Origin of the sequence: Streptomyces sp. NPDC055966, assembly GCF_042269865.1 — a bacterium.
In the GTDB taxonomy this organism is placed as follows: domain Bacteria; phylum Actinomycetota; class Actinomycetes; order Streptomycetales; family Streptomycetaceae; genus Streptomyces.
Genome location: NZ_JBHJYK010000004.1, coordinates 123,630 through 148,152, shown reverse-complemented (window position 1 = coordinate 148,152; position 24,523 = coordinate 123,630). Strand labels below are relative to the sequence as shown.

23 protein-coding genes and 1 tRNA gene are annotated in these 24,523 nt (G+C 73.0%); 13 read left to right on the top strand and 11 right to left on the bottom strand.

Annotation, left to right across the window (positions count from 1 at the left end):
• Window positions 1-9: 9 nt before the first annotated feature.
• The 4 genes from ACFC8N_RS10435 to ACFC8N_RS10420 all read right to left on the bottom strand — a co-directional run bounded on the left by ACFC8N_RS10435 (window position 10) and on the right by ACFC8N_RS10420 (window position 3,010).
• Window positions 10-501, bottom strand: a complete 492-nt coding sequence (locus tag ACFC8N_RS10435; protein ID WP_356032359.1) for a copper chaperone PCu(A)C — start codon at window positions 499-501, stop codon at window positions 10-12.
• Window positions 498-1,151: an SCO family protein gene (locus ACFC8N_RS10430; protein WP_356032357.1), complete on the bottom strand. Its 654-nt coding sequence runs from the start codon at window positions 1,149-1,151 to the stop codon at window positions 498-500. The genes ACFC8N_RS10435 and ACFC8N_RS10430 overlap by 4 nt, the downstream gene beginning before the upstream one ends.
• 118 nt (window positions 1,152-1,269) lie before the next feature.
• Window positions 1,270-2,007, bottom strand: a complete 738-nt coding sequence (locus ACFC8N_RS10425; RefSeq protein ID WP_362820628.1) for a YcnI family protein — start codon at window positions 2,005-2,007, stop codon at window positions 1,270-1,272.
• 139 nt (window positions 2,008-2,146) lie between these two features.
• Window positions 2,147-3,010 carry a hypothetical protein gene (locus tag ACFC8N_RS10420; protein ID WP_356032353.1) on the bottom strand — a complete coding sequence of 288 codons (864 nt, stop codon included), beginning with the start codon at window positions 3,008-3,010 and terminating at the stop codon, window positions 2,147-2,149.
• 234 nt (window positions 3,011-3,244) lie between these two features.
• On the opposite strand from ACFC8N_RS10420, the gene ACFC8N_RS10415 reads away from it, so the two are divergent.
• Window positions 3,245-3,715: an ATP-binding protein gene (locus tag ACFC8N_RS10415; protein ID WP_356032351.1), complete on the top strand. Its 471-nt coding sequence runs from the start codon at window positions 3,245-3,247 to the stop codon at window positions 3,713-3,715.
• 25 nt (window positions 3,716-3,740) lie between these two features.
• Here the strand turns inward: ACFC8N_RS10415 and ACFC8N_RS10410 are convergent, their stop codons facing one another.
• The 3 genes from ACFC8N_RS10410 to ACFC8N_RS10400 form a co-directional block, all read right to left on the bottom strand.
• Complete coding sequence (locus tag ACFC8N_RS10410; protein ID WP_356032349.1) at window positions 3,741-5,114, bottom strand: PLP-dependent aminotransferase family protein; 1,374 nt, start codon at window positions 5,112-5,114, stop codon at window positions 3,741-3,743.
• Window positions 5,115-5,181: 67 nt separating this feature from the next.
• Window positions 5,182-6,642, bottom strand: a complete 1,461-nt coding sequence (locus ACFC8N_RS10405) for an aminopeptidase P family protein (RefSeq protein ID WP_362820626.1) — start codon at window positions 6,640-6,642, stop codon at window positions 5,182-5,184.
• Between the two features lie 150 nt (window positions 6,643-6,792).
• Complete coding sequence (locus ACFC8N_RS10400; protein WP_356032486.1) at window positions 6,793-8,325, bottom strand: PP2C family protein-serine/threonine phosphatase; 1,533 nt, start codon at window positions 8,323-8,325, stop codon at window positions 6,793-6,795.
• Window positions 8,326-8,814: 489 nt separating this feature from the next.
• Here ACFC8N_RS10400 and ACFC8N_RS10395 point away from each other — a divergent pair, with 489 nt between their 5' ends.
• Complete coding sequence (locus ACFC8N_RS10395) at window positions 8,815-9,480, top strand: bifunctional DNA primase/polymerase (RefSeq protein ID WP_356032346.1); 666 nt, start codon at window positions 8,815-8,817, stop codon at window positions 9,478-9,480.
• A 174-nt stretch (window positions 9,481-9,654) separates the two neighbouring features.
• Window positions 9,655-10,296, top strand: a complete 642-nt coding sequence (locus ACFC8N_RS10390; RefSeq protein WP_376287871.1) for a hypothetical protein — start codon at window positions 9,655-9,657, stop codon at window positions 10,294-10,296.
• A gap of 266 nt (window positions 10,297-10,562) precedes the next feature.
• Here ACFC8N_RS10390 and ACFC8N_RS10385 read toward each other — a convergent pair whose 3' ends face one another.
• The 3 genes from ACFC8N_RS10385 to ACFC8N_RS10375 all read right to left on the bottom strand — a co-directional run bounded on the left by ACFC8N_RS10385 (window position 10,563) and on the right by ACFC8N_RS10375 (window position 13,240).
• Entirely contained in the window at window positions 10,563-11,525 is a 963-nt protein-coding gene (locus tag ACFC8N_RS10385; protein WP_356032342.1) for a DUF5926 family protein, read from the bottom strand.
• A 162-nt stretch (window positions 11,526-11,687) separates the two neighbouring features.
• Window positions 11,688-12,338, bottom strand: coding sequence for an ATP-binding protein (locus ACFC8N_RS10380; RefSeq protein ID WP_356032340.1), 651 nt, complete (start codon window positions 12,336-12,338; stop codon window positions 11,688-11,690).
• A gap of 62 nt (window positions 12,339-12,400) precedes the next feature.
• Complete coding sequence (locus tag ACFC8N_RS10375) at window positions 12,401-13,240, bottom strand: glycerophosphodiester phosphodiesterase (protein WP_376287869.1); 840 nt, start codon at window positions 13,238-13,240, stop codon at window positions 12,401-12,403.
• A gap of 260 nt (window positions 13,241-13,500) precedes the next feature.
• Here ACFC8N_RS10375 and ACFC8N_RS10370 point away from each other — a divergent pair, with 260 nt between their 5' ends.
• Window positions 13,501-14,979, top strand: coding sequence for a S1C family serine protease (locus tag ACFC8N_RS10370; protein ID WP_376287867.1), 1,479 nt, complete (start codon window positions 13,501-13,503; stop codon window positions 14,977-14,979).
• A gap of 122 nt (window positions 14,980-15,101) precedes the next feature.
• Window positions 15,102-15,188, top strand: a tRNA-Ser gene (locus ACFC8N_RS10365).
• A 78-nt stretch (window positions 15,189-15,266) separates the two neighbouring features.
• Here the strand turns inward: ACFC8N_RS10365 and ACFC8N_RS10360 are convergent.
• Complete coding sequence (locus ACFC8N_RS10360) at window positions 15,267-16,139, bottom strand: bifunctional DNA primase/polymerase (protein WP_356032334.1); 873 nt, start codon at window positions 16,137-16,139, stop codon at window positions 15,267-15,269.
• A gap of 359 nt (window positions 16,140-16,498) precedes the next feature.
• Between ACFC8N_RS10360 and ACFC8N_RS10355 the strand changes: the two genes are divergently transcribed.
• The 8 genes from ACFC8N_RS10355 (at window position 16,499) to ACFC8N_RS10320 (ending at window position 24,515) form a co-directional block, all read left to right on the top strand.
• Window positions 16,499-16,810, top strand: a complete 312-nt coding sequence (locus tag ACFC8N_RS10355) for a hypothetical protein (RefSeq protein WP_376287865.1) — start codon at window positions 16,499-16,501, stop codon at window positions 16,808-16,810.
• A 225-nt stretch (window positions 16,811-17,035) separates the two neighbouring features.
• Entirely contained in the window at window positions 17,036-18,214 is a 1,179-nt protein-coding gene (locus tag ACFC8N_RS10350; protein ID WP_376287863.1) for an acyl-CoA dehydrogenase family protein, read from the top strand.
• A complete protein-coding gene (locus tag ACFC8N_RS10345; protein WP_376287861.1) occupies window positions 18,211-19,191 on the top strand; it encodes a bifunctional MaoC family dehydratase N-terminal/OB-fold nucleic acid binding domain-containing protein in 981 nt (326 codons plus the stop codon). The genes ACFC8N_RS10350 and ACFC8N_RS10345 overlap by 4 nt, the downstream gene beginning before the upstream one ends.
• Window position 19,192: 1 nt before the next feature.
• Window positions 19,193-20,218, top strand: a complete 1,026-nt coding sequence (locus ACFC8N_RS10340) for an acyl-CoA dehydrogenase family protein (protein ID WP_376287859.1) — start codon at window positions 19,193-19,195, stop codon at window positions 20,216-20,218.
• A complete protein-coding gene (locus ACFC8N_RS10335) occupies window positions 20,208-20,675 on the top strand; it encodes a MaoC family dehydratase (protein ID WP_362820619.1) in 468 nt (155 codons plus the stop codon). The genes ACFC8N_RS10340 and ACFC8N_RS10335 overlap by 11 nt, the downstream gene beginning before the upstream one ends.
• Window positions 20,672-21,838 carry a lipid-transfer protein gene (locus ACFC8N_RS10330; protein ID WP_376287857.1) on the top strand — a complete coding sequence of 389 codons (1,167 nt, stop codon included), beginning with the start codon at window positions 20,672-20,674 and terminating at the stop codon, window positions 21,836-21,838. Before ACFC8N_RS10335 ends, ACFC8N_RS10330 begins: the two co-directional genes overlap by 4 nt.
• 282 nt (window positions 21,839-22,120) lie before the next feature.
• Complete coding sequence (locus ACFC8N_RS10325) at window positions 22,121-22,714, top strand: SigE family RNA polymerase sigma factor (protein WP_362820616.1); 594 nt, start codon at window positions 22,121-22,123, stop codon at window positions 22,712-22,714.
• A gap of 145 nt (window positions 22,715-22,859) precedes the next feature.
• Entirely contained in the window at window positions 22,860-24,515 is a 1,656-nt protein-coding gene (locus ACFC8N_RS10320; RefSeq protein WP_356029877.1) for a long-chain fatty acid--CoA ligase, read from the top strand.
• The last annotated feature ends 8 nt before the right edge of the window (window positions 24,516-24,523 follow it).

The window sequence follows — 24,523 nt, the reverse complement described above, 5'->3', positions numbered from 1 at the left end:
GTCCCTCCCTCAGTGGCCGGTCGCCGGGTTGTACGTGGCGGACCTCACCGGCATCTCGACGGTGAGGGGTCCGGACGTGGCGAAGGTGAGCTTCACGGTGACCGTCTGGCCCTGCTTCGGCCGGCGCTTCAGCTTCTCGAACATCAGATGGTTGCCACCGCTTTTGAACACGAGTTGACCGTGGGCGGGTATGGCGAAGGAGGTCTGCTCCTGCATGGTGCCGCCGGTGGTGCTGTGCATGGTGACCTGGTCGGCGACCTCGCTCGTCACCGAGGTCAGCTCCTCCGTGGCGCCGCCCTTGTTGGTGATCGTCAGAAAGCCGGCCGCCATGTCGGCGGCGACGGGCTGCGGCATGTACGGCCCGCTCACCGACAGTTCGGGCTTCGAAGAACCGGATCCGGAGCCGGACCCGGAGTCCGAGCAGCCGGCGAGGGCCAGCGCACCGGCGAGGGCGGCGGCCGTGCTCACCAGGGCGGAGCGGCGCGTCACGGGACGGTTCACGGATTGGCTCCCTTGACGAGCTTGGGCAGGTCCTTGGTGTAGTCGTCGACGGTGGCGTCCTCGCCGTAGAGGACGTAACCGCCGTTCGTCTTCGGCGAGAACGCCATGACCTGGGTGCCGTGGACGGAGACGAGCTTGCCGTTCTTGTCCTTCGTCGTCGGCTCCACGGAGATGCCGAGGGAGCGGGCGCCGGCCTGGATGGTGGCGAAGTCGCCGGTCAGGCCGATGAACTGGGGGTCGATGCCCTTGAGCCACGTGCCCAGTTCGGCGGGGGTGTCGCGGCCGGGGTCGGTGGTCACGAACACGACCCGGAGGTCGTCCTGCTCGGCCTTGGGCAGCGCCTTCTTGGCGACGGCGATGTTGCTCATCGTCGTCGGGCAGATGTCGGGGCAGTGCGTGTAGCCGAAGTAGACCAGGGTCGGGTGGCCCTGGGTCTCCTTGCGAAGGTCGTACTTCTTGCCGTGCGTGTCCGTGAGGACCATGTCCGGCTTGGCGAAGGGCTGGTCGAGCACGGTGGCGGGCTTGCCGGAGTCGGACTCCTGCGAGACCGCGGTGACCGGCGACTTGTCGTCGCCGCTGCCGCACGCGGAGAGGGCCAGGCCGGCGGTGGCGGCGAGCAGTACGGCCGCTGCGAACGTCTTCTTGCGCATAGAGAAATGTCCCAGATGTAAGAGCTCCGGTGCGCACCGGGGCCGGACGGGCGGGTCCTGCGGGCGGGCCGTACGAACCTGTCGTACGGCCCCGGTGCGCGCTCCGGAAGGAGGGGGGCTAGGCGGTCCGGCGGCGGCCCGCGAAGACGCCGTAGGCCACGCCCGCGGCGCCGACGACGATGCCGATGATGCCGAGCACGCGCGCGGTGGTGTCGGTGTCGTGCGCGCCGGAGTCCGTGGCGGCGGTCGCGGTCCCGGTCTTGTCGGAGGTGTCCTTGGCGTTCGCCGAGCCGCCGTGGCCGTCGGTCGCGGCGGACAGCTGGAGGACGGGGGCCGGGTTCTCCGGCTCGTCCTGGCCCGCCTGCGGCACCTCGATCCAGCGCACCACTTCCTTGTCGGAGTAGGTCTGGAGCGCCTTGAACACGAGCTGGTCGGTGTTGTCCGGCAGGGCGCCGAGAGAGAGCGGGAACTTCTGGAAGTAGCCGGGCTGGATGCCCTTGCCGTCGGCGGCGGTCCAGGTGACCTGGGAGACGGCCTCGTCGATCTTCTCGCCGTGCATGGTCAGCGGTTTGGCCAGCTTGGACTTGGTGACCTTCACGTTCCATCCGGCGATCGGCTCGGGCATGACCGAGGCGAGCGGGTGGTCCGTGGGGAAGGTGACCTCGACCTTGGTGGTCGAGGCGTTGTCGCGTTCGTTGGGGACCTTGAAGTCGACGACCGCGTAGCCGCCCCTGGCCGCGGCGCCCTCCGGCTGCACGGAGACGTGCGCGAAGGCGGGGGCGGACAGGGCGAGGACGGCCGTGCCCGCGACGGCGGTGGCGGCGGTGACCCGAGAGGCGATACGAGAAGCCTGCATGGCAGGAGCACTCCACTGGTGAGAGTTCCGGTGACGAAGAGAGGCACGCGTGCGCACGCGTGCGTGCCGCGCGACGGCGGCCTCTTCACGGTCGGAACCGGGTTCCCGGTCGGAACCGGGGCGGAGTGCGCGCGTCGCGTCAGGCGGCGAGGAGGAAGGCGGCGGCGGGCGGGCCGCGCCGGATCACCGCGTGCCGGAGTGCGGTGGTGTGCGGGTCGGGTGCCTCGTCCCGGGCGGTACGACGGCCGCGCGGGAAGGGACCGGCGGCGGGCAGCAGCCCGGCACACAGGGCGCACGCCAGCGCGAGCGCCGCGCGCAGGGACCGTACGAGCGCTCCCTCGGCGACCCCGTGCGCCGACAGCTCGATCAGCCGCACCAGGGCCAGATCGCCGCGGCGCAGCAGCCAGCCGGCGGCGACGGCCGCGAGGACGTGGCCGAGCAGCATCGGCAGCGAGGGCAGCAGCCCCGCGGCGGAGCCGGTGGCACCGTGCGCGCCGGACAGGACGTGCAGGGCGGCGACGGGCCGGCCGGCGCGGTCGATGAGGCGCGCGTCGAGCAGCAGGTGGAAGGCGTGCCCGGGGGTGAGCGCGGCGGCGTTCGAGCCGCACAGCAGCCGGGCGGCGTTCTCGACGAGTGCGGTGTCGCTCAGCGACGAACCTGGCGCGCCCGGCGCGCCGGACGCCCCCGGGGCGGTCATCACCATGCCGCCGGAGGCCATCGCGGCCCCGTGCTGGCCCAGCCCGAACAACGCGTGCAGCGCGGTCTGGCCGAGCGCGAGCAGCGCGGCGATGCCGGGCAGCGAGCGGGCCCGCCCGGCGAGCGGTACCACCACCAGCAGACAGCCCAGGAACCCGGCCCCGAGCGTCCACAGCGGCACGCTCGCACAGGAGGCCAGGGCGTGTCCGCACGCGGCCAGCACGACACAGACCGCGGCGAACACCGCGGCCCGCAGGATCCGGAGCCCGGCTCCGGGGTGCGCCGTGCGCGCGTTTGGGGCAGTCATGGCGGCCTCATCATCGCACTGCCCTTATCGGCTCCCTACGGCAGGGCGCGGGAGCCGGCCGGGGGCAGGACGCGGGAGCCGGCCCGCGCCAGCGCGCCCCGGCCGTCCCTCATACACCGATTCCTCCCGACGCGCATCGGCTGTATGGGCGGTGTCACGTCAACGATGTGCTTACGGCCCCCTATGGGCGGCAATAGGTATCGGTATGTCGAGCCGCGGCCAGGAGGCTGGAGCATGAGCATCTGGTGGTCACTCCATCTGCGTCGCGAAGCAGCGAGCGTGCCGCTCGCCCGGCGGTTGCTGATCGGCACCATGGAGACGGCGGGCGTCGACCCCGAGATCTCCTACGACCTGTCCGTCGCCCTGAGCGAGGCCTGCGCGAACGCGGTCGAGCACGGCGGGGACGGATCCCGGGACGGCTCGGTGGAGGCGTACCGGGTGACGGCGTACCTCGACGGCGAGAAGTGCCGTATCGAAGTGGCCGATTCGGGGCCGGGGTTCGGCCCGGGGTTCGGCCCGGGATTCAGCCGCACCCAGGACATCCGGCCCGCCCGCGCGGACGCCGAGCACGGCCGAGGGCTGTGTCTGATCCGGGAGCTGGCCGATCACGTGCACATCGGCGCCAAGCCGGGCCGGGGCGGGACGGTGGTCAGCTTCGACAAGATCCTCAAGTGGACGAAGGACCCGTCACTGCTGACGGCGTGACGGGTGGGCGCGCCGCAGCCGCCCGTCAGCCGTCCAGCACCTTCGCCAGCGCCTCCAGCGCCTCCGGATACGCCCGTTCCCGCGGTGTGCCGTAGCCGACGACCAGGCCCTGGGGGCGGTCGGCGGGGGCGCCGGGGGTGTGCCAGTGGTCGCCCAGGACGCCGAGGGCCAGGCCCTGCGCCTGCGCACGAGCGAGGGCCTCGGCCTCGTCGGGCACGTCGATCAGGGCGTGCAGTCCGGCCGCGATCCCGCGCACGCCCCGGCCCGTCCCCAGCCGGTCCAGCAGCTGGTCGCGGCGGCGCCGGTAGCGCAGCCGGCACGCGCGTACGTGCCGGTCGTAGGCGTGGCTGTCGATCAGCTCGGCGAGTGCGAGCTGGCCGATGGTCTCGGTGTGGTGGTCGCTGTGCAGCTTGGCGTCGGCGACCGCGTCGACCAGGTGCGCGGGCAGCACCATCCAGCCGAGGCGGAGCGCGGGGCCGAGGGTCTTGGAGGCGGTGCCCAGGTAGACCACCTGACCCGGCGCCATGCCCTGGAGCGCGCCGACCGGCTGGCGGTCGTAGCGGAACTCGCCGTCGTAGTCGTCCTCGACGATCAGCCCGCCACGCGCGCGTGCCCAGTCGCCGAGCGCCCGCCGCCGCTCGGGGTGCAGGGTGACCCCCGTCGGGTACTGGTGTGCCGGCGTGACCACCACGGCGGCCGCCTCGCCCAGCTCCCCGGGGCGCACCCCGCGCGCGTCGACCGGCACCGGGCGCACGGTCCCGCCATTGCGCCGCACCACCTCCCGGTGGAACGGCAGCCCGGGGTCCTCCATGGCGACGGTGGCGCCGTCCAGCACACGCGTGAGGAGCGCGAGGCCCTGGACGTACCCGGAGGTGATGACGATCCGTTCCGGGGGCGCGACGACGCCGCGGGCCCGGCCCAGGTAACCCGACAGGGCCGTGCGCAGTTCGACGCGGCCGCGCGGGTCGCCGTAGTCGTACGCCAGGGACGGTGCCGTAGCGATGGCGCGGCGCAGCGCGCGCAGCCAGGCCGCGGCCGGGAACGCGCCGACGTCCGGGCTGCCCGGGCGCAGGTCGAAACGCGGCGCACGCGCGTGTGCGGCGGCCTGCGGGCCCGTGGCGTCCAGGGCGGGCGGCAGTGCGGCGACCCGGGTGCCCGAGCCCTGCCGCGCCGTCAGATAGCCCTCCGCCACCAGCTGGTCGTACGCCGCCTTCGCCGTGCCCCGGGAGACTCCGAGGTCGGCCGCGAGGCGCCGGGTGGCCGGCAGCCGGGTCCCGGGCGCGAGCCGTCCGTCCCGGACGGCGTCCCTGAGTGCCCGCTCCAGCCCGATCCGACGGCCGTCCCCCGCGTCGGTCTCAAGATGCAGGTCCACACCCGCACCGGACCAGAAGTCGTCCACGAATACCCTCCCCCTAGGCATGCCAATGGCCGGGCGCCTCCCCGGCACCCGGCCATTGAAACGCAGATCAGCCCTTCAGCGAGGCCATCCACGCCTCGACCTCGTCGGACCGGCGCGGCAGCCCGGCCGAAAGGTTTCGGTTGCCGTCCTCGGTCACGAGGATGTCGTCCTCGATGCGGACGCCGATGCCCCGGTACTCCTCCGGCACCGTCAGGTCGTCGGCCTGGAAGTACAGGCCCGGCTCGACCGTCAGCACCATGCCCGGCTCCAGCACACCCTCCACGTACGTCTCGGTGCGCGCGGCGGCGCAGTCGTGGACGTCCATGCCGAGCATGTGGCCGGTGCCGTGCAGGGTCCAGCGGCGCTGCAGGCCCAGCTCCAGGACGCGCTCGACCGGGCCCTCGACCAGGCCCCACTCGACGAGCTTCTCGGTGAGCACGCGCTGGGCGGCGTCGTGGAAGTCGCGGTACTTGGCGCCCGGCTGCACGGCCGCGATACCGGCCTCCTGGGCCTCGTAGACGGCGTCGTAGATCTTCTTCTGGATCTCGTTGTACGTGCCGTCGACGGGCAGCGTGCGCGTGACGTCGGCGGTGTAGAGCGTGTGGGTCTCCACGCCGGCGTCGAGCAGGAGCAGGTCGCCGGAGCGGACCGGGCCGTCGTTGCGGACCCAGTGCAGGGTGCAGGCGTGCGGGCCGGCGGCGCAGATGGAGCCGTAGCCGACGTCGTTGCCCTCCACGCGCGCGCGGAGGAAGAACGTGCCCTCGATGTAGCGCTCCGAGGTGGCCTGCGCCTTGTCCAGGACCCTGACGACGTCCTCGAAGCCGCGGACGGTCGAGTCGACGGCCTTCTGGAGCTCGCCGATCTCGAACTCGTCCTTGACCAGCCGGGCCTCGGAGAGGAAGACGCGCAGCTCCTCGTCGCGCTCGGCGGTGACCTTGTCGGTCAGGGCCGCCTCGATGCCGGCGTCGTAGCCGCGCACGACACGCACCGGGCCGGTGGCCTCGCGGAGCTTGTCGGTCAGCTCACGCACGTCGGCGGCCGGGATGCCGTAGAGCGCCTCGGACTCGGTGAGGGAGTGGCGGCGGCCGACCCACAGCTCGCCCTGGCCGGAGAGCCAGAACTCGCCGTTCTCGCGGTTCGAGCGGGGCAGGAGGTAGATCGTCTCCCGGTGGCCCTCGGCAGTGGGCTCCAGGACCAGAACGCCGTCCTCGGTCTGGTTGCCGGTGAGGTACGCGTACTCGACGGACGAGCGGAAGGAGTACTCGGTGTCGTTCGAGCGGGTCTTCAGGTTGCCCGCCGGGATCACCAGACGCTCGCCCGGGAAGCGGGCGGAGAGCGCGGCGCGGCGGCGCGCGGTCTCGGCGGCCTGCGCGATCGGCTTCAGGTCACGCAGCTCCGTGTCGGCCCAGCCGGACTGCATGTTCTCGGCCAGCTCGTCGGAGACGCCCGGGTACAGGCCGTTCTTCCGCTGCTTGATGGGCTCCTCGGACGCTTCTTCCGGGGTCTCCGGGTTGAGCTCGTCGGACACGTGATCCTCCTCGGTACGGCGTGTGATCTCCCCCGGCGGCCCGCGTCGCTCGCGATCGTCTCCGAGCGGGGGCCTCCATCATCGTACGGTCGTACCGCGGGCGGACCAGGGTCGGATGACCTGTTATGCCCGGTCATGCATTCCGGACGCTCAGTCGAAGCGGGCCGCCAGCAGGACCACGTCCTCCTCGCTGTCGGCCGCGTCCAGGCCGTCCGGCAGGACGGTGCGCAGGACGTGGTCGGCGACCGCGTCGGGGTCGTGGCGCAGCGCGCGCGGGATGCTCGCGGCAGCCGTGTGCAGCCGGGCGAAGGCGCGGTCCATGGGGTCGCCGGTACGGTGCAGCAGTCCGTCGGTGTAGAGCAGGACCGTCTCTCCGGGCTCGGCCTGGATCTCCACGCTGGGCGCCTCCCAGCAGGCGAGCATGCCGAGCGGGGCGGAGACGGAGGTCTCGGCGAACTCGGTGCGCCGCCGGCCGATGAGCAGCGGCGGGCTGTGTCCGGCGCCGGCCAGGGTGACCTTGCGCAGGGCGGGCTCGCAGTAGGCGAACAGGGCGGTGGCCGAGCGGGCGGGTTCGGTCAGCCGCAGCAGCAGCTCCAGGTCGGACAGGACGGCGACCGGGTCCTCGCCCTCCATCACGGCGTACGCGCGCAGGGAGGCGCGCAGCCGGCCCATGGCGGCGACCGCGCTCGGGCCGGAGCCGGTGACCGAGCCGACGGACAGGCCGAGGGCGGCGTCGGGCAGCGGCAGCGCGTCGTACCAGTCGCCGCCGCCGCGCGGGCCGGTGCGGTGCCGGGCGGCGAGCTGGACGCCGGGCACGCGGGGCAGCCGGGCGGGCAGCAGTTCCGCGGTGATGGTCGCCACGCGCGCGCGTGCGCGCTCCACCTCCAGCAGCCGGGCCAGGTGCTCGGTGGCGTGCCGGACGTAGAGGCCGGTCAGGTGGCGCCGGCGCTCGTCGGGCTCGGCGGGTTCGTCGTAGAGCCAGACGGCGGCGCCGAGGCGGCCGGCGGACTCGCCGGCGAGGGGCAGGGCGTAGCTGGCGGCGTAGCCGAGGCGGGCGGCGACCTCGCGGTGGCGGGGGTCGAGGCCGTCCTCGGCGAGCAGGTCGGGGTGGGCGATCTCGGTGCCCGCGCCGGTGTCGTAGGGCAGGGCGCCGCGCGGGACGGTCTCGATGTGGCCGAGGTCGGCGCGGCCGAGGCCGAGGCCGAGGGTGGTGTGCGGGCCGAGTCCGTCGGCGGGCTCCAGGACGACGAGGCCGCGGCGGGCGCCGACGAGGGTCGATCCGGCGCGCAGCAGCTCGTGCAGGGCGGGTTCCAGCCGGTCCGTGCGGGACATGCGCTCGGTGAGTTCGTGCAGGGTGGTGAGGTCCGAGACCCAGCCGGCCAGCCGGTCCTGGAGGAGGGTGCCGGGGGCGGGGGCGCCCGGGGCGGGGGAGTCGGGCGCGGGGACGGAAGCGGCGTCCGTGGAGGAGGGGGCGTCCGGGGCGGGGGGAGTGGGCGCGACAGTGTGTGTGGGCGTCGGAACCGTTGAATCGATTCCAGCCACTTTCGGAGGGTGCGGGGCACTCATGGTGTCCGGCTTCCAGACCGGTGCGTATTGCTCAGAAGCATCGCAAACCCCCATGTCATTCTGCGCCGCTAGCAGTGTCTCCACATGTACACGCACTCGTGAGGGGATGTCCAGCATTGTCCTGCGGGGATTCCTGGTGTCCATGAGTCTGACGAGGTTTCCCCCGAACCCCTTGCCTTACTGCCAAGTTGGCTGAAAACTACCTCGGGTATCGGTTCATTGCGGTCGACTGGCCTTGCTCCACAGAGCGTCACAGCGGTCGTGATGGGTACGTACTCGGAGAAGGCCAGGGGTGGTTGGGGGCTACCCGGAACCTGGCGACGGACCCGGGCGTCATAGCCACCGACGGCCGAGCCCCATCCTCCCTGGCGGAGGCGGAGAGAAATACGCGCGACGGCAAAAACGCCATACTTCGCCACCCCTCACGCCGCAGCCGTGCTTTTGACCGACGCACTACGGACGCGGCCCATGCTCGACCCCTTGGGGATCCCCCTGCCGTGCGCGGGGGTGTGATGCGCCAATAGGTACGCACAGTGAAGTGATCGACACATGGTGTGATGTGGACCACGGTGTTGCCAGCGGTGCAACGGAAAGGAACGAGCGCTCATGCGCGAGATCCTCGGAAGGCGACGCAGGCTCCTGTCCAGGCGGAACGGCGGGGGACCTGAGCTGATCGACGCGGCCCTGACCTTCGCGACCGAGTGGCAGTGGCCGGTACTCCCGGGTGTGGCCCCGGCCCCGCGGGGGCGGGCCCGCTGCGGCTGCCCCGACCCTGAGTGCACAGTGCCCGGAGCGCACCCCTTCGACCCCGGCCTGCTCGCGGCCACCACCGACGCTCGCATGGTGCGCTGGTGGTGGACCAACCGGCCGAGCGCGCCGATCGTCCTCGCGACCGGGGGCAGGGCTCCCTGCGCGGTGAGCCTGCCGGCGCTCGCCGCCGCACACGCGCTCGCCCTGCTCGACCGCCGGGGCATGCGCCTCGGCCCGGTGATCGCCTCGCCCACCCGTTGGGCGCTGCTGGTCAAGCCGTACTCCATGGAGCAGCTGGGCGAGCTGCTCTACGCCAAGGACTTCGTCCCCGGCTCCCTGCGCTTCCACGGCGAGGGCGGCTATCTCGCCCTGCCCCCGTCCGAGACCGGCGAGGGCGCCGTCCGCTGGGAGCGCGCTCCGCTGCCCGGCTCGGCCGCACCCTGGGTGCCCGATGTGGAGGCGGTGGTCGACGCCGTGGTCGACGCCCTCACTCGTACGGGTGTGAGCGCGCCCGAGTTGTAGGGCTGTCGGCGCGGGTGCGGTGGTCGGGCCCCGCTCGCTCGTTATCTTCCGCACATGCTGCCAATTTCCGGGGGAAACCGACCATCCGGGGGAAACCGACCATCCGGGGAACACCGACGCCGCCCGCCACAGCGTGGCCGACCGGACCCGCACACGCTCCGTCTGCTCGCCCTCATGGGCGTCGTGACGGCCGCGGTCGCGCTGCCGCTGGCCGTGGCGTCCGCCGGGCAGGTGGACGAGAAGGCCCACCACGTGGCGGGTGACCAGTCACAGGACGCCGGGCACCCGCCGGTGCCGGGACGGGACGACGCCCTGCGACGCTCCGGGAACGGGCATGCGGGCGGCTCCGCGCACGCGGGAGGGGACGGGGACGCCAAGGTCCCCTCCTCCGACGTCTCTCCCCGGCTGCTCGGGCTCGGCCTCGCCACCGCCGCCCGCTGCGGTCCCGCGCTCACCTCGCCCGACGGCATCGAGGCGCAGACCTGTGTGCTGACCCAGGGAGCGGAGACCTGGGCGCGCACCTACTACCGCAACGCCACCGGCACGTCGCTCGACTCCGTGCTGAGCCTGATGGGCCCGGGCGGACACAGTCTTGAGATGCGCTGTGTCACCGGCGCCGACGACGAGCCCGCCACCTGCGAGACGCCCCGTGAGCCCAGCCGGGGCGGAGCGGACGCCTACACGGCCGTCACCGAGTTCGCGAAGCACGGGGACGACGGTGGCCTGCTGCTGCGTTCGGGCAGCGATCCGGCGAACTCCGGGGACGGGTCCGCGGGCGACGCCGCGGCCGACTCCGGGGATCCGACGGCGAGTTGATGCCCGGCTGCGGAACGTCCGCCGCATGCGGACGAAGCGGCCGGGATCACGCGGACATGGAAAGACCCGGTTGCTGGCGACGGGGGATGCACCAGCAACCGGGATACGGGAACGGTAACAAGAGATCGCCGGTTCGCAAATTCCGGCTGGGGCATTCGGCCACCGATTCCCCTGCTGCGACGGCGAGTTGTGACAGGAGTCACCCGTGCCGGAGGCCGTCGTCACGGCTGACCGACCAGTCAGCCGTGACGCCCGCGAGGGGGGCCTCAGCTGAGCGTGACCTGCCGGTTGGTCAGACCGCCGCGGGCCCGGCGCTCGTCCGCGGTGAGCGGTTCGGCGGTGGCGAGGGCGGCGGCGAGCCGCTCGGCGAACTCGGCGGCCGGCTTCTCCACGTCCTCGGCCGACATCCCGCTCGGCAGGTCCCAGACCGGAACCGTGAGCCCGTGAGCACGGAAGGAGCCCACGAGCCGGGTGCCCTCGCCCAGGCTGGAGCGGCCCGCGGCGTGCAGTCGCGCGAGAGCGTCCAGAAGCTGCTCCTCGGGATGCGGCATCACCCACCGCAGATGGTTCTTCTCCGGCGTCTCGCACCAGTACGCCGCGTCCACGCCGGACAGCTTCGCCGTCGGGATCGCGGCGGCGTTGGCCCGCTCCAGGGAGGCGGCCACGTCCGGGGCGGCGTTCTCCGCGTCCGGCACCCAGAACTCGAAGCCGCTGTGCACGACCGGCTCGAACGGCGCGTCGGCGTCGAGCAGGTCCTGGAGCCGGGGGCCCTCGGCGGGGGCGCGGCGGCCCTGCACGGGCGTGCCCGGCTGCGCTTCGAGCGCCCGCAGGAGCGTGTCCGCGAGGTCGCGGCTGATGTCGCCGGACGCCGTGTCGTTCTGCAGGCCGAGCAGGATCGAGCCGTCGTCGCGGCGCAGCGCGGGCCAGGCCATCGGCAGCACCGTGGCGAGCGTGACCGACGGAACGCCCTCGGGCAGGCCGTCCTTGAGGGTCAGCTCGACCGTCGCGGCCGGGACCAGCTCGCGCAGTGCGACCCAGTCGCCCTCGCCCCCGAGGCCCTCGAAGGGGCGGTGCACCAGCTCGGTCACCGCGTGCGCGGCGGCCCGGCCGTGGCACGCCTTGTAGCGCCGGCCGCTGCCGCAGGGGCAGGGCTCGCGGGCGCCGACAACCGGGATCTCTCCGTCCGTGATCTGTGGCTTGGCCTTCGTCTGGGGTCGCTTCTTGGCCATCGTGGGTGTCTCCCGGTTACGGCTGTTCTCGTACGGGCGCGAGCCTAGCCTCTTCGGCCATCGCCGACGGGAACCTGTGGACAACGCACGCGCGCTCGACGCCAGTGGTGTGAACCTGCGGAGGGCCAAAGGGACCTGACGGGCCGGATCCCGGTCCGCGGCTCAGTCCAGATCGTCGAAGGCGTCCGCGAAGTCCAGGCCGGCCATCTCCATGTCCATGCCGGTGAGTACGGGGGCCGTGACGCGCGTAGCGAAACCGCCGCGCCGGCACCCGGCATCGGGATCGTGGACGTCCTCGTGGACCACCACCCAGACCGTCACCTCGCCCCGGATGTCGTCCCGTACGCCCCAGTCGTCGGCGAGGGCCGTGATGATGTTGAGCCCGCGGCCGCCGTGCGCCGTCACCGACGGCGTGGCCGGTGCCGGGCGGGTCGGACCGCCGCCGTCCGTCACCTCGACGGTGAGCCGCCCGCGCGGATCGACGCGCCACGCGGCACGCACGTCGCCGTCACCGGCCGGTGCGTCACCGAGGGGCCGCCCGTGTCTGCAGGCGTTGCTGAGCAGTTCCGAAAGGATCAGTACGGCGTCGTCGATGACCGACTCCGACACGCCGCCGCTGCGCAGCTGCGCGCGCATCCGGTGCCTCGCCTTCCCCACGCCCGCAGGGCCATGGGGTACGGCCATGCTCGACGACGTGGGCACCTCCTGTGCCACCACCAACGCCACCCCCGAGACCTCCTTCGCCCCACGCCACGGTGTGGATGCCCCTTGGACCTGTGGGGGAAACCGGCCAATCCCCTTCCGGTGACGCATTCGTAACGCTCACGTACGGAGCGAATGCGCCGGTGCACTCCCTGTGACGAAGGCGTCCGGGGTCACCTGCGGTTCAGCTGTCGCAGCACCGCGCGCGGGCGGTTGGTGATGATCGCGTCGATGCCCAGCTCGACGCAGAGGTCGACGTCCTCGGGCTCGTTCACGGTCCAGACGTGCACCTGGTGGCCGGTTCGTTTCAGCCGCTCCACGTACGCGGGGTTGTTGCGCACGATGCGGATCGAGGGACCGGCGATCCCCACGCCCGCGGGCAGCCGCCCGTCGCGCAGCCGCGGTGTGAGGAACTGCACGAGGTAGACCGTCGGCAGTGTCGGGGCGCCGACACGCACGCGATGCAGCGAGCGTGCCGAGAAGCTCATGATCCGCACCGGGGACTCGGCGGCGGAGACCGGCGCGTCCAGTCCGAACCGCTTCAGCAGCGTCAGCAGCCGCTCCTCGACCTGCCCGGCCCAGCGCGTGGGGTGCTTGGTCTCGATGGCCAGTTCAACCCGCCGCCCGGCGTCCGAGACCAGTTCCAGCAGCCGCTCCAGGGTGAGCACCGAGGTCTCCGCGCGGTCCTCCGGGCTGTGCTCCCAGTCGGGCTCCTCGCTGTCGGCGGCCCGGCCGCGCCAGGTCTCGCGGGTCTTGCGGGAGCCGAAGTCGAGGGTGGCGAGATCGGCCAGCTCCAGGGCGGAGACGGCCCCGCGGCCGTTGGAGGTACGGTTCACCCGGCGGTCGTGGACGCAGACCAGGTGGCCGTCGGCGGTCAGTCGTACGTCGCATTCGAGGGCGTCGGCGCCGTCCTCGATGGCCTTCTTGTAGGCGGCCAGGGTGTGTTCGGGCGCGTCCTCGGAGGCGCCCCGGTGGGCGACGACCTGGACGGAGCGCTGTGGTGCGTGGGTCACCGCGTCATCGTGCCACCGTCCGGTGGCGCTCGGGGTGGTGAGGGAATCCCCAATGCAGGGCTATGTAACTTTTGTCGGAAAAACCTTATATAAAGACTGGCCCTGGACCCACAGCCACCGCTTATGGTGCTCTGACGGCCCGTGGGAAAAGCTGTCTCCATACAAACGGAACAGCGAAGACCGAACACAGCACCACGCAAAGCTGCCGAGCGTGACCGAGTGCGACCGACAACACCAGCCGTGGATCGAGGAGAAGAGCTGTGAGCACCGAGAACGAGGGCAACGAGGTACCCGCGGCCCCGTCCGCACCTCCTGTGCCGGTGGCCTCTTCCGCCGCTTCCCCGCAGAGCCCCGCGCCCGACGGGAACGCGCCGACCACCCCCCTCCCGCCGCTCCCCGGGGACGCCCCGGCCGGCCCGGCCCCCGAAGCCGCCGCGGCACACCCCTCCGGCCCGGCCCCCGACGGCTCCTGGCCGCCCCCGCGGCCCGCCGCCCCACCGCACCCCGAGACCCCGTCCTACGGCGACGCGGGCGCGGGCGGTGCCGGCGGCTTCGGCGGCCCGGGTGCCCCCGTCTGGGGCGCGGCGTACCAGCAGCCCGCCCCGAAGCCGCGCGGGCGCGGCGGCCTCGTCGCCGCGGTCCTGGTGGCCGCGCTGGTCGCGGGCGGCCTGGGCGGCGGCCTCGGCTACACCCTGGCCAAGAACCACGACGACAGCGGCTCCACCACCGTCTCCGCCTCCGACAGCGGCGGCGCCACGCAGGTCAAGCGCGCGCCCGGCACGATCGCCAGCGTGGCCGCCAAGTCGCTGCCCAGCACGGTCACCATCGAGGCCCAGGGCACCAACGGCGACGGCGGCACCGGCACGGGCTTCGTGTTCGACACCCAGGGCCACATCATCACCAACAACCACGTGGTGGCGGACGCGCTGAACGGGGGCAAGCTGACCGCGACGTTCCCGAACGGCAAGAAGTACGACGCCGAGGTCGTCGGCCACGCCCAGGGCTACGACGTGGCGGTCGTCAAGCTCAAGAACCCCCCGTCGGACCTCAAGCCCCTCCCGCTCGGGGACTCCGACAAGGTGGTCGTCGGCGACGAGACGATCGCCATCGGCGCCCCCTTCGGCCTGTCCAACACGGTGACGACCGGCATCATCAGCGCCAAGAACCGCCCGGTGGCCTCCAGCGACGGCAGCTCCAGCAGCAAGGCGTCGTACATGAGCGCCCTCCAGACCGACGCGCCGATCAACCCGGGCAACTCCGGCGGACCGCTGCTGGACGGCTCGGGCGCGGTCATCGGCATCAACTCCGCGATCCAGTCGACCAACAGCGGCGGCGGCTTCGGCGGCTCCGGGCAGTCCGGCTCGATCGGCCTGGGCTTCGCCATCCCGATCGACCAGGCCAAGTACGTCGCCCAGCAGCTGATCAAGACCGGCAAGCCGGTGTACGCGAAGATCGGCGCGTCCGTCTCGCTGGAGGACTCCAGCGACGGCGCGAAGATCACCGACCAGGGCACGGCCGGTTCCGCCGCGGTCGAGTCGGGCGGCCCCGCCGACAAGGCGGGCCTGAAGCCCGGCGACGTGATCACCAAGCTGGACGACATGGTGATCGACAGCGGCCCGACCCTGATCGGCGAGATCTGGACCCACAAGCCCGGCGACAAGGTGACGATCACCTACAAGCGGGGCGGCCAGGAGCACACGGTGGACCTGACCCTGGGCGCCCGGGCGGGCGACAGCTGACCCACCGCCGGCACCGGCACGCGCGTGTGACCGCCTCCCGGGCCCGGTACCGGACCACAGCGCCCGCCGAACGCCCGCTCCCGGTACGCTGTTACCCGCTCCGTCCCAGGTGGACGGCGCGGGGAGGCGTGCCCGAGCGGCCGAAGGGAACGGTCTTGAAAACCGTCGTGGCAGCGATGTCACCGTGGGTTCAAATCCCACCGCCTCCGCACAGTTCGTAGATGTGCAGGTCAGAAGGGGCGCCCCGGTGCGGGGCGCCCCTTTTCCGTGCCCGGTTCACGGCTGGTTCACGGTCGGTGTCCCGTCATCCGGGCCGCCGAGGCGATCGTCGCGCGGGCCTCGCGTTCCGTCAGGCCGGTGCCCCGGGCCGCCTCGGTCAGGGCGTCCGTGAGGGCGGGGCCGAGGCCGTTCTCGTAGGCGCGGCAGGCCGCCCAGAACAGGCGGGTGTTGCGCTGGCCCTCGTGGGCGGAGAGGACGAACTGGATCAGGCCGCGGCCGTGGTCGCCGGGGACGGCCGGGGCCGGGTGCGGGGCGCGCGGCGGGGGCAGGAGCAGGCGCAGGAGGGACGGCGGGCAGGGGGCCGGGGCCAGGTGCGCGGTGCCCGGCGCGGCGGTGTAGACGCCGTGGTCGGTGCGTGAACCGGGGCCCACGAGGTAGCCGCCGGCGCCCCGGATGTCGATGCCGGGGGCGAGGCGGCCGGCCGAGTTGGGTACGACGGCGTCCGGCGGGCCGGTGAGCCACAGATGGCGGCCGCCGCTCGGGGTCCGGACGACGACCGTCTCCGGAATCGTGAACAGATGCCGCAGGGCCAGTTCGCGCAGGGCGGCCGAGGAGTCCGTGCCGGACTTGGTGTCCAGGTCGACGCCGATCAGGTGGTACGGGGGCAGCCCGCAGGCGATGCCGTAGCCGGTGGCCCAGGGGGCGGCGGCGAACAGCGCGCGGATGCGGGCGGGGTCGGCCGAGGCGTCGTACACGCCGTGGCCGAAGCGGCCGCACGCGCCGTGGCAGCGCGCTCCGGCCGGGTCGGGGTCGTCGCGGTGGGGGGAGCGCAGGGCCGGGAGCTTCGTCCGGGACAGCGGGATGACGGCCAGGCCGCGTTCGGCGGCGGACAGCGCGTGTGCGAGGGCCAGGGTCGTGGCCTGCCGGTCGGTGGTGGCCATGGATCCATGTTCGTACGTGCGTTCGAAAAAGGGAAGGGGGTGCGTTCGGTGTGCGGGCGGAGCCGGTGGTGGGGCGCGGCGCGCGGCGGAACGGTTCACCCCTTGTGCCGCTTGGGGTGTGAAAGTGCCGACGCGCGCCTCCTGGGTGGAGAGGAGACGAACAGTGGCGATAGGGGTTTATCGACTTGTCCTCACGCTTGCGTGCTAATCGGCGCTTCCCGGGTGGTTCGCCGGGGATTCGGTGGGCAACTCTTGATTCGCGACGTCGTCCACGAAGTCGAGGCAGTCGGCCAACTGCCCTGACACCAGCCACAGTTCACAAACGTCCGGCCTCTCGGGCCGCTTTCTGGAGGAACAAGATGGCAAGCATCCGTACCGCCCGCGTTGTCGCCGTCGTCGCTGCTCTCCCGCTCGCCGCCGCCCTGTTCAGCGGTGTCGCCGCCGCAGACAACGGCGCCATCGCGGGTCACGGATCGAACGCCGGTGTGGCGAGCGTCATCGGCAGCGGTGTCGGCCACGACAACTTCGGCAACTCGTCGACCACCCAGCAGAGCGCGGTCGGCGACGGCGCGTCGAACCGGAGCAACACCGCTCAGGTCAACGGTTCCGCCTTCACCGCCCTCCAGCAGGGCAATGACGACGTGTCCGTCAACTTCGCCAACCTCTGGTGAGCCCGGGACGAGGTCCCTCCCGGTGAGGGCCCTCGTGGGGTGTGCTTCGGGGTCGTAACACGTCGCGCGGCGGCACTTCGGTGCCGCCGCGTCGGCGTTTCCCGGGGAGTCGGGAGCCCGGGAGTCCGGGCCCGGCCTGTGGCGTCGGCGACCTTGACACCTCCTCGTATCTGACGGACAGTCAGAAACCTTCCCGGGAAGGTCCGCGAGGCAGGGAGGCCCGCCGTGCACCTCGCCCCCACGGAGCGACAGCAGCGCCTGCGCGCCGAACTGCGCGCCTACTTCCGGACCGTGCTGCCCGAGCGCGGCGAACCCGCCGACTCACGCGCCCTGTTGCGCCGCATCGGCGCCGACGGCTGGCTGGGGCTCGGCTGGCCGGTCGAGCACGGGGGCCAGGGGCGGGGCGCGGACGAGCAGTTCGTGTTCTTCGACGAGGCCCACCGGGCCGGCGCCCCGGTCTCCATGGTGACGCTCAACACCGTCGGGCCCACCCTCATGCGGTACGGCAGCGCGGAGCAGAAGGCCCGCTTCCTGCCCCGGATCCTCAGCGGCGAGGCCGTCTTCGCGATCGGCTACACCGAGCCCTCGGCCGGCACCGACCTCGCCTCGCTGCGCACCCGGGCCGTGCGGGAGGGCGACGGCTGGCGCGTCGACGGGCAGAAGATCTTCACCTCGGGCGCCCAGCACGCCGACTGGATCTGGCTCGCCTGCCGCACCGACCCCGAGGCGCCCCGGCACCGGGGCATCTCGATCCTCCTCGTCCCGACCGACGCGCCCGGGTTCTCCTGGACGCCGATCGAGACGGTGGGCGGGCAGACGACGACGGCCACCTACTACGACGGCGTCCGCGTCCCCGCCCGGAACCTGGTCGGCACCGAGCACGAGGGCTGGTCGCTGATCACCGGCCAGCTCAACCACGAACGCGTCGCGCTCGCCGCGCTCGGCATGCAGGCCGAGGAGTGTCTCGAAGCCGCGCTCGCCGCCGCCCGTACACCCGATCCAGTGAATCTGCGCCGCCGGATCGACGAGCCCTGGGTGCGTCTGCGGGCGGCCGAGGCACATGCCCGCCTGGCGGCGAACCGCCTGCTCAGCTGGCGTTTGGTGGCGGACGTGGGGGCGGGCCGACTGGCTCCCGGCGAGGCGAGCGGCGTGAAATTCGCGGGAACGGAATCGACTGTCGCGACGTATCGCATGTGTCAGGAGATCGCGGGCGAGGCGGGACTGGTCCGCGCGGGTTCCCCGGGGGTCTTCGGGGACGGCGAGTTGGAGCGGCTGAACAGGGCGGCACAGATCAACACGTTCGGGGGCGGGGTGAGCGAGGTGCAGCGGGAGATCGTCGCGACGACGCGGCTCGGGATGGCACGGACGGCGCGAGCGGCCGGGACGCGGAGGGGACAGCGGTGAGCGCGCGGGTCCCGGAGGGGACGGAGGCAAGGGCGCGGGTTCCGGAGGCGGACGAGCTGGGCGCCCGGCTCGCGGGGTACGCAGGGCGGGCGGCCGCCGTCGCCGCCGTGGGCAAGGACCCGGTGAACCTGCCGATGATCCGGCACTGGTGCGAGGCGATGGGCGACACCAACCCGGTGTACGCGGGCCCTGGCGCCGTCGCCCCGCCCACCATGCTCCAGGCCTGGACGATGGGCGGCCTGTCCGGACACGCGGGGCGCACGGGCGCCTACGACGAACTGATCGGCCTGCTCGACGCGGCGGGCTGCACGTCCGTGGTGGCCACCGACTGCGAGCAGGAGTATCTGCGGCCCCTGCGCCCGGACGACGAGGTGGCCTTCGACACGGTGATCGAGGCGGTGTCGGAGCGGAAGACGACGAAGCTGGGCACGGGCTACTTCGTGACCACCCGCACCGACGTCCGGGTCGCCGGCGAGCTGGTGGGCACGCACCGCTTCCGCATCCTCAAGTACGCCCCCGCGCACCGGAATCCGCCCGCTCCGCGCCCCCGGCGCCCGCGCCCGGTGGTCAACCGGGACAACGCGGGCTTCTGGGAGGGCGTGGCCGGGCACCGGCTGCTGATCCAGCGCTGCGCGGACTGCGGCACCCTGCGCCACCCCTGGCTGCCGGGCTGCAACGCCTGCGGCTGCCCGGAGTGGGACACGGTCGAGGCGAGCGGCGAGGGCACGGTCCACTCGTACGTGGTGATGCACCATCCGCCCTTCCCGGCCTTCGATCCGCCGTACGCGGTCGGCCTGATCCAGCTCGCCGAGGGCGTGCGGATGGTGAGCAACGTGGTCGGGGTGCCGTACGACAAGGTGCGCATCGGGCTGCCGGTCCGGGTGGAGTTCCGCCGCTACGAGGACGCCGGGGACGCCGGGGGCGACGAGGGCGCGCTGGTCCTGCCGGTCTTCCGGATCGTCGAGGGAGAGGGCTGACATGGACTTCACGCCCACCGAGGCCCAGGCCGGGGCCCGTGACCTGGCCGCGCGGATCTTCGGCGACCTGGCCGGCCCCGACCGGCTGAAGGCGGCCGGGACCGGCAGCGACCCGGAGCTCTGGCAGGCCCTGTGCGCGGCGGGCCTGGTCGGCGCGGTGACGGACCTGGGCCTGCTCGGGCTGGTGCTGCTCCTGGAGGAACAGGGGCGGACGACGGCCCAGGTGCCGTACGCGGCGAGCTGCGTGTACGGCCTGCTGGCCCTCACCGCGCACGGCAGCGACGCGCAGCGCGGCGCACTGCTCCCGGCGGTCGAGGACGGCTCGGCCGTGGTGGCCGGGGCGCTTCCCGCGCAGGGTGCGGTGCGGGCCTCGGCGCGCGGGGAGCTGACCGGCACGGTCCCGGTCGTGCCGTGGCTGCGGGACGCCACCCATGTGCTGGTCGCCGACGCCGGCCGCGGGCTGTGGCTCGTCCCCCTCGGTCCGGGCACGGCCGTCACCCCGGTCGAGCTGACGGCACCCTGGTCGGCGGGGAGACTGACCCTCGACCGGGCACCCGCCGAGCCGGTGGGCGGCCCGGAGGCCCATGCCGACGTCCTCGCCACCGCCCGTACGGCCTTCGCCGGGCTCCAGGCCGGGGTGTGCGCGGGCTCGCTGGCGCGGGCCGTGGCGCATGTGGGCGCCCGTGAGCAGTTCGGGCGCCCGCTCGCCACCCGGCAGGCCGTCCAACTGCGCGCCGCCGACGCCCACATGGACGTCGAGGCGATCCGGGTGACGGCCTACGAGGCGGCCTGGCGGCGGGACGCCGGGCTGCCGTACGCCACGCACGCGCTGACCGCGGCCTGGTGGGCGTCCGAGGCGGGACACCGTGTGGTCCACACGGGCCAGCACCTGCACGGCGGGGCGGGAGCCGACCTCGACCATCCGGTGCACCGGCACTTCCTGTGGGGCCGGCAGCTGGACGCGTATCTGGGCTGCGGGACCGAAGTGCTCCAGGAACTGGGGGAGTTGATCGCGCATGGCGAGTGAGGGCGCGGCGGCGCCGCGGGTGGGTGCCGAGCTGCCGCCGCTGGAGATCCCGGTCACGCGCACGCTGATCGTGGCGGGGGCGATCGCGTCCCGCGACTACCAGGACGTGCACCACGACGCTGAGCTGGCCCGGCAGAAGGGCTCGCCGGACATCTTCATGAACATCCTGACCACGAACGGCCTCGTCGGCAGATACATCACCGACCACTTCGGGCCGTCGGCGGTGCTCCGCAAGGTCGCCATCCGGCTGGGCGCGCCCAACTACCCGGGGGACACGATGGTGTTGACCGGCCGGGTCGAGGAGCTCGTCGAAGGGGACGACGGCGACACGGCGACCGTGCGGGTCGTCGGCGCCAACGGCATCGGCAGGCATGTGACCGGGACGGTGACGGTCACCCTCCCCGGCGGGGGCACGTCTCCCGGCGCGGGCACGTATCCCGGCGGAGGTGCGTCATGAGCACGCGGACGCGGGACACCCTGGGCGGCCGTGCGGCGATCGCCGGGATCGGGGCCACCGCGTTCTCCAAGGACTCGGGGCGCAGTGAGCTGCGGCTGGCGGTGGAGGCGGTGCGGGCCGCGCTGGACGACGCGGGCCTGGCGCCGGCCGACGTGGACGGGATGGTGACGTTCACGATGGACACGAGCCCGGAGATCACCGTGGCCCAGGCCTGCGGGATGGGCGAGCTGTCCTTCTTCTCCCGGGTCCACTACGGCGGCGGCGCGGCCTGCGCGACCGTCCTGCAGGCGGCGCTCGCGGTGGCGACGGGCGTGGCGGAGGTGGTGGTGTGCTACCGCGCCTTCAACGAGCGCTCGGGCCGCAGATTCGGCGCGGGCGTGCAGCACCGGGAGCCGTCGGCGGAGGGGGTGGCGCTCGGCTGGGTGCTGCCGTTCGGGCTGCTCACCCCGGCCTCCTGGGTGGCGATGGCGGCCCAGCGGTATCTGCACACGTACGGACTGACGCCGGAGGTGTTCGGGCACGTGGCCGTGGTGGACCGCATGTACGCGGCGACCAACCCGGCGGCGTACTTCCACGGCCGTCCCCTCACCCTCGCCGAGCACGCCGCGTCCCGCTGGATCGTGGAGCCGCTGCGACTGCTCGACTGCTGCCAGGAGACCGACGGCGGGCAGGCGCTTGTCGTCACCTCGGTGGAGCGGGCCCGGGACCTGCGGCATCCCCCGGCCGTGATCACGGCGGCCGCGCAGGGAGCCGGGCGGGCACAGGAGCAGATGACCAGCTTCTACCGGGACGACCTGACCGGCCTGCCGGAGATGGGCGTGGTGGCCCGCCGGCTGTGGCGGGCCTGCGGCCTCGGCCCGGCCGACATCGACGTGGGGATCCTGTACGACCACTTCACCCCGTTCGTGCTGATGCAGCTGGAGGAGTTCGGCTTCTGCGGGAGGGGGGAGGCAGCCGGTTTCGTCGCCGAGGAGCGGCTGCCGCTGAACACGCACGGGGGCCAGCTGGGGGAGGCGTATCTGCACGGTATGAACGGCATCGCGGAGGCGGTGCGCCAGTTGCGCGGCACGGCGGTCAACCAGATACCGGGCGCGTCCCGCACCCTGGTGACGGCGGGCACCGGGGTTCCGACGTCGGGGCTGGTCCTGACGTCGGACGGGTGAGCCGAGGGACGTCGGTGACCGCGGGCCAGGGCGTCGGCGACGGCAGCCAGGGCGCCGGTGACCGCGGGCCACGGGGGGCGCGGGGGCGCGGGGATCGGAGAGCCCCGGCGGCCGCCCACGCCCCGCCTCAGGGTCCGACTCAGGGTCGAACCCGCAGACCGGGTGTAGTCGTACTCCACCTTCAGGAGGTGGAGCCCGCCCCACCCCTACAACCTGAGGGGGACGCCGCTTCGGGACCTGCGGGCGATCCGCCGGGGCGGCTCCCGCTCCTAGCGTGGAGCCATGACCACACCCGTCTGCACCAGCGCCTCGGCTGCCGCCGCACCAGCGGGACAGACCCTCCCCCACGCCCGAGTGCGCCAGGGCGGCGCTGCCCCCACGTACCCGTCGTTCGCGTCGTACGTCCGGGCCCGCCAGCCGGTCCTGCTGCGCACCGCACGCTCGCTGACCGCGAACCCGAGCGATGCCGAGGACCTGTTGCAGACCGCGCTCGCCAAGACGTACGTGGCCTGGGACCGGATCGAGGACCAGCGGGCGCTGGACGGCTATGTGCGCCGTGCGCTGCTGAACACCCGTACCTCGCAGTGGCGCAAGCGCAAGGTGGACGAGTTCTGCTGCGACGAGCTGCCCGAGCCGGAGCCGGTGCCCGGCGACGACGACCCGGCCGAGCGGCAGGCGCTGCGCGACGCCATGTGGCGGGCGATCATGAAACTGCCGGCGCGGCAGCGGGCGATGGTCGTCCTGCGGTACTACGAGGACCTCAGCGAGGTCCAGACCGCCGAGGTGCTCGGCGTGTCGGTGGGCACCGTGAAGTCGGCGGTGTCGCGCGCGCTCGGCAAGCTGCGCGAGGACCCGGAGCTGGGCCTCGCCCGCTAGCCCGGCACCCCACGCGCACCCTCACCGGCGTCGAGTTCCCGTTCGCGTGGTGACGTACTCCCTAGTGACATACCGCGCGGTATGTGAGCAGAATCTGCCCTACCCCTACTGCCGCGCAGGGCAACGCCGCCCCGGGAGGACCGCCGTGCTGAGCACCATGCAGGACGTACCGCTGACCGTGACTCGGATCCTCGAACACGGGATGAAGATCCACGGACAGTCCCGGATCACCACCTGGACCGGCGAGGGCGAGCCGCAGCGCCGCACCTTCGCCGAGGCGGGCGCCCGCGCCGTACAGCTGGCGAACGCCCTGCGGGACGAACTGGGCGTCCGGGACGACGACCGGGTCGCGACCCTGATGTGGAACAACGCCGAGCACGTCGAGGCGTACTTCGCGGTCCCGTCCATGGGCGCGGTGCTGCACACCCTCAATCTGCGGCTGCCCGCCGAGCAGTTGGTGTGGATCGTCAACCACGCGGCCGACAAGGTCGTCATCGTCAACGGCTCACTGATCCCGCTGCTCGCGCCGCTGCTGTCCGAGCTGCCGACCGTCGAGCACATCGTGGTCTGCGGCCCGGGCGACCGTTCCCCGCTCACCGGTGCCGGCGCGCGGGTGCACGAGTACGAGGAACTGATCGCGGACCGGCCGACCACGTTCGACTGGCCCGAGCTGGACGAGCGCCGGGCCGCCGCCATGTGCTACACCTCCGGCACGACCGGCGACCCCAAGGGCGTGGTCTACAGCCACCGTTCGATCTACCTGCACTCCATGCAGGTCAACATGACGCAGTCGATGGGCCTGACCGACCAGGACACCTCCCTGGTGGTGGTCCCCCAGTTCCACGTCAACGCCTGGGGCCTGCCGCACGCCACCTTCATGACCGGCGTCAACATGCTGATGCCGGACCGCTTCCTGCAGCCGGCGCCGCTCGCCGAGATGATCGCGCGCGAGAAGCCGACCCACGCGGCCGCCGTGCCCACCATCTGGCAGGGCCTGCTCGCCGAGCTGACCGCCAAGCCCCGCGACGTCTCCTCCCTCACCCAGGTCACCATCGGCGGCGCGGCCTGTCCGCCCTCCCTGATGACGGCCTTCGACCGGCTCGGCATGCGGGTCTGCCACGCCTGGGGCATGACGGAGACCTCCCCGCTCGGCACGGTGGCCCGCCCGCCGGCCCATGCGGTCGGCACCGACGAGGAGTTCGCCTACCGCCTCACCCAGGGCCGCTTCCCGGCCGGCGTCGAGGCCCGGCTCAGCGGCCCCGGCGGCGAGCGCCTGCCCTGGGACGGGGAGTCGGCGGGCGAGCTGGAGGTGCGCGGCAACTGGATCGCCGGCGCCTACTACAACGGCCCGGACGCCGAACCGCTGCGCCCCGCCGACAAGTTCAGCGAGGACGGCTGGCTGAAGACCGGCGACGTCGGCACCATCTCCCCCGACGGCTTCCTCACCCTCACCGACCGCGCCAAGGACGTCATCAAGTCCGGCGGCGAGTGGATCTCCTCCGTGGAGCTGGAGAACGCGCTGATGTCCCACCCGGACGTCGCCGAGGCCGCCGTGGTCGCCGTACCCGACGAGAAGTGGGGCGAGCGCCCGCTGGCCACGGTCGTCCTCAGGGAGGGCGCGCACGCCGACTTCACGACCCTGCGCACGTTCCTCGCCGAGGAGGGCCACATCGCCAGGTGGCAGCTCCCCGAGCGCTGGACGATCGTCGAGTCGGTGCCGAAGACGAGCGTGGGCAAGTTCGACAAGAAGGTGCTGCGCCGGCAGTACGCGGACGGCGCCCTGGACGTCACCCGCCTCTGACCCCGCAG

What these genes read in the sequence shown, in the direction of transcription:
- ACFC8N_RS10335 (WP_362820619.1), top strand. Translation starts at nt 20,208, where the DNA reads ATGGCGAGTGAGGGCGCGGCGGCGCCGCGGGTGGGTGCCGAGCTGCCG.
- ACFC8N_RS10385 (WP_356032342.1), bottom strand. Translation starts at nt 11,525, where the DNA reads ATGGCCAAGAAGCGACCCCAGACGAAGGCCAAGCCACAGATCACGGAC.
- ACFC8N_RS10340 (WP_376287859.1), top strand. Translation starts at nt 19,193, where the DNA reads ATGGACTTCACGCCCACCGAGGCCCAGGCCGGGGCCCGTGACCTGGCC.
- ACFC8N_RS10380 (WP_356032340.1), bottom strand. Translation starts at nt 12,338, where the DNA reads ATGCGTCACCGGAAGGGGATTGGCCGGTTTCCCCCACAGGTCCAAGGG.
- ACFC8N_RS10415 (WP_356032351.1), top strand. Translation starts at nt 3,245, where the DNA reads ATGAGCATCTGGTGGTCACTCCATCTGCGTCGCGAAGCAGCGAGCGTG.
- ACFC8N_RS10400 (WP_356032486.1), bottom strand. Translation starts at nt 8,325, where the DNA reads ATGCTGGACATCCCCTCACGAGTGCGTGTACATGTGGAGACACTGCTA.
- ACFC8N_RS10425 (WP_362820628.1), bottom strand. Translation starts at nt 2,007, where the DNA reads ATGCAGGCTTCTCGTATCGCCTCTCGGGTCACCGCCGCCACCGCCGTC.
- ACFC8N_RS10430 (WP_356032357.1), bottom strand. Translation starts at nt 1,151, where the DNA reads ATGCGCAAGAAGACGTTCGCAGCGGCCGTACTGCTCGCCGCCACCGCC.
- ACFC8N_RS10330 (WP_376287857.1), top strand. Translation starts at nt 20,672, where the DNA reads ATGAGCACGCGGACGCGGGACACCCTGGGCGGCCGTGCGGCGATCGCC.
- ACFC8N_RS10420 (WP_356032353.1), bottom strand. Translation starts at nt 3,010, where the DNA reads ATGACTGCCCCAAACGCGCGCACGGCGCACCCCGGAGCCGGGCTCCGG.
- ACFC8N_RS10390 (WP_376287871.1), top strand. Translation starts at nt 9,655, where the DNA reads ATGGGCGTCGTGACGGCCGCGGTCGCGCTGCCGCTGGCCGTGGCGTCC.
- ACFC8N_RS10395 (WP_356032346.1), top strand. Translation starts at nt 8,815, where the DNA reads ATGCGCGAGATCCTCGGAAGGCGACGCAGGCTCCTGTCCAGGCGGAAC.
- ACFC8N_RS10360 (WP_356032334.1), bottom strand. Translation starts at nt 16,139, where the DNA reads ATGGCCACCACCGACCGGCAGGCCACGACCCTGGCCCTCGCACACGCG.
- ACFC8N_RS10355 (WP_376287865.1), top strand. Translation starts at nt 16,499, where the DNA reads ATGGCAAGCATCCGTACCGCCCGCGTTGTCGCCGTCGTCGCTGCTCTC.
- ACFC8N_RS10325 (WP_362820616.1), top strand. Translation starts at nt 22,121, where the DNA reads ATGACCACACCCGTCTGCACCAGCGCCTCGGCTGCCGCCGCACCAGCG.